The organism is Streptosporangium sp. NPDC005286, assembly GCF_040607515.1.
Classification (GTDB): Bacteria; Actinomycetota; Actinomycetes; order Streptosporangiales; family Streptosporangiaceae; genus Streptosporangium.
The window spans coordinates 1-2754 of sequence record NZ_JBEXGU010000369.1; the positions used below are offsets into that span (position 1 = coordinate 1).

Here is a 2754-nt window from a genome sequence, read left to right on the forward strand (position 1 = left end):
TCGTGGGAGGCGGTGGAGCGGGCCGGGATCGAGCCGGGGACGTTGCGGGGTAGCCGTACCGGGGTGTTCACCGGGTTGATGTACAACGACTACGGCCTGGTTCTGGGCAACGCCGCCGGCCGGGTGCACCAGGCCGTCGTCGGCGAGGTGGTCGAAGGGCTCGGCCAGCGCGACGCCGTCGAGGGCTACGACGGCACCGGGACCGCGCCGAGCGTGGCTTCGGGCCGGGTGTCGTACACGCTGGGGTTGGAGGGTCCGGCGGTGACGGTGGACACGGCGTGTTCGTCGTCGCTGGTGGCGGTGCATCTGGCGGCGCAGGCGCTGCGGGCGGGGGATTGTTCGCTGGCGTTGGCGGGTGGGGCGACGGTGATGTCGACTCCGAACACCTTCATCGGGTTCGCCCGGCAGCGCGGTCTGTCGGTGGACGGGCGGTGCAAGGCGTTCTCCGACAGTGCCGATGGGGTGGGCTGGGCCGAGGGTGTCGGGGTGCTGGTGCTGGAGCGGCTGTCGGACGCTCGGCGCAACGGCCATCAGGTCCTGGCTGTGCTGCGCGGGTCGGCGATCAACCAGGACGGGGCGTCCAACGGATTGACCGCACCGAACGGTCCCTCACAGCAGCGGGTGATCCGCCAGGCGCTGGCCGGCGCGGGGTTGTCGCCGTCCGAGGTGGACGCGGTGGAGGCGCACGGCACCGGGACGACGCTGGGTGACCCGATCGAGGCCCAGGCGCTGCTGGCGACGTATGGGCAGGACCGGTCGGAGGACCGGCCGGTGTTGCTGGGGTCGATCAAGTCGAACATCGGTCACACCCAGGCGGCCGCCGGTGTGGCGGGGATCATCAAGATGGTCATGGCGATGCGTGAGGGTGTGGTGCCGCGCACGTTGCACGTGGTCGCGCCGTCCTCGCATGTGGACTGGAGCGAGGGCGCGGTCGAGCTGGTGGCCGAAGCGCGGTCGTGGCCTCGGGTGGAGCGGTCGCGTCGGGCGGCGGTGTCGTCGTTCGGGATCAGCGGTACCAACGCGCACGTGATCATTGAGCAGCCTCCCGGGGTGGAGGACGTCGCGGCGGCCGAGGTTGAGGTCGCCGAGTCCGGGGCCGTGGTGTGGGCGGTGTCGGCGCGCAGTGAGGTGGCGTTGCGGGCGCAGGCGGCCCGGTTGCTGTCGCATGTGGAGGGTTCGCCTGGTCTGGGGTTGGCCGAGGTGGGGGTGTCGCTGGCGACGGCTCGGTCGGCGTTTGAGTATCGGGCGGTGGTGGTGGGTGCTGAGCGTGCGGAGTTGGTGCGGGGTCTGGCGGCGGTGGCCGAGGGGGCGCCGGCCGCCGGTGTGGTGACCGGTTCGGCGCGGGGTGCGGCCAAGGTCGCGTTCCTGTTCACCGGTCAGGGCAGCCAGCGGGTGGGGATGGGCCGGGAGTTGTATGCGCGGTTGCCGGTGTTCGCGACGGCGTTGGATGAGGTGCTCGCCGAGCTGGACCCGTTGCTCGATGGGTCGTTGCGGGAGGTGTTGTTCGCCGAGCCGGGGTCGGTTGAGGCGGGGTTGCTGGATCTGACGGGGTGGGCGCAGCCGGCGTTGTTCGCGGTGGAGACGGCGCTGTTCCGGTTGGTGTCCTCGTGGGGGGTGCGGCCGGATGTGCTGGCCGGTCATTCGATCGGGGAGATCACGGCGGCGCATGTGGCGGGGGTGTTGTCCCTGAAGGATGCGTGTGTGTTGGTGGCGGGTCGGGCGCGGTTGATGCAGGCGTTGCCGCCGGGTGGGGCGATGGTGTCGGTGCGGGCGTCGGAGGAGGAGGTCGCCGCTCTGCTGGCCGGGCGTGAGAGCGAGGTGTCGGTTGCGGCGGTGAACGGCCCGGCTTCGGTGGTGATCGCCGGAGTGGAGGAGCCGGTCCTGGCCATCGCCGCCGAGTTGGAGTCTCGGGGAATCAGGACCAAGCGGTTGCGGGTGTCGCATGCGTTCCACTCGCCGTTGATGGAGCCGATGCTGGAGGACTTCCGCGCCCTGGCCCGGACGTTGTCCTACGGCCCGCCGCAGATCCCGGTGGTGTCCATGGTGACCGGGCAGGCGGCCACCGACGAGCAGTTGTGCTCGCCGGACTACTGGGTGGAGCAGGTGCGTCGGGCCGTCCGCTTCGCCGACGGTGTCCGGACGTTGCACGCTCAGGGTGTGCGGGCGTATCTGGAGCTGGGCCCGGACGGGGTGCTGGCCGCGATGGCGGTCGACACCCTCGCCGTGGAGGCCGAAGCCGGTTCTGGCCCGGACGCGGTGCTGGTGCCGGTGCTGCGCGGGGGCCAGGACGAGCAGAAGACGATCGTGATGGCGCTGGCCGGGTTGCACGTGCATGGGGTGCCGGTGAGCTGGCCGGCCATGCTCCCCGGTGTCCGCCAGGTGGAGCTGCCTACCTACGCCTTCCAGAAGGAGCGGTTCTGGCCGACCGGCCGGCGGGGCGGGGACGCGCGAGGTCTGGGGCTTGAGACGGCGCTCCACCCGTTGCTGGGGGCGGTGGTGGTGTCGCCGGATTCTGGTGGGGTGGTCTTGACCGGGCGGTTGTCTGCGTCGGCCCATCCGTGGATCTGCGATCACGAGGTTCTGGGACGGGTACTGCTGCCCGGGACGGGGTTCGTGGAACTGGTGGTCCGCGCGGGTGACGAGGTCGGCTGCGCGGTGCTGGAGGAGCTGGCGCTGCAGGCACCGCTGGTGCTGCCCGAGACCGGTGGGGTGCGGGTCCAGGTGGTCGTCGACGGCCCCGGTGCGGCGGGCAGG

The 2754-nt window shown here is 71.6% G+C and carries 1 protein-coding gene; it reads left to right on the top strand.

Annotated features, from left to right (window positions below; all coding sequences use genetic code 11):
* The coding region (locus ABZU75_RS46120) for a type I polyketide synthase (protein ID WP_355569834.1) at positions 1–2754 on the top strand (2754 nt) is incomplete at both ends.